Origin of the sequence: Brevundimonas sp. GCM10030266 (genome assembly GCF_042666595.1) — a bacterium.
Classification (GTDB): Bacteria; Pseudomonadota; Alphaproteobacteria; order Caulobacterales; family Caulobacteraceae; genus Brevundimonas.
In genome coordinates, this window is sequence record NZ_JBHTCY010000012.1 from 1 (window position 1) to 528 (window position 528).

Here is a 528-nt window from a genome sequence, read left to right on the forward strand (position 1 = left end):
GTCCGCTTTCCACCCTTAGGCGAACTTCGTCTCCCGACCATTTGCGGACTCACTCACCGCCGTATGGTAGCGTTCAAGCGCAATGACATTGGCGCTATTGACCGTGACGCTTCTCACTGACCCGCTCGGGGCGGGACGGTACTGCGCCTACGACGCCGCCGATCTGGTTTCCCCTCCCGGTGAGGTCATAACCGTCGTCGAGGTCGGCCCGGGACCCCAGCCGCACGTCAATGTCTCTGTGAAATGGCCGCACACTGACAAAGTCTTCGAACTTGATGGACAGGCCAACGTGGATAACGACGGGAAGCTGCGTTTCCCTGCGGAAGACGGTTGGGGCAATCGCTCGACCGTGATCCTGTCGCCATCGGGAGAGTTGGATTACGACCTTGCTCCCCACCCAGACAGCTGGGCCGCAAGTGTGACCTACTTCTACAGCGGAGCGATGCTCGGCCCCTGTCGAACGGAGAGTTCCTCCTGATCTGGCCTCCAGACCAGCGATGGTTATACGGCGAAGTCTGCTTCCCACCC

Annotated in this window: 1 protein-coding gene; it reads left to right on the forward strand. The window is 60.6% G+C overall.

Annotated features, from left to right (window positions below):
• The first annotated feature begins 103 nt into the window (after positions 1-103).
• Positions 104-478 carry a hypothetical protein gene (locus tag ACFQQC_RS18650; protein ID WP_376864048.1) on the forward strand — a complete coding sequence of 125 codons (375 nt, stop codon included), beginning with the start codon at positions 104-106 and terminating at the stop codon, positions 476-478.
• The last annotated feature ends 50 nt before the right edge of the window (positions 479-528 follow it).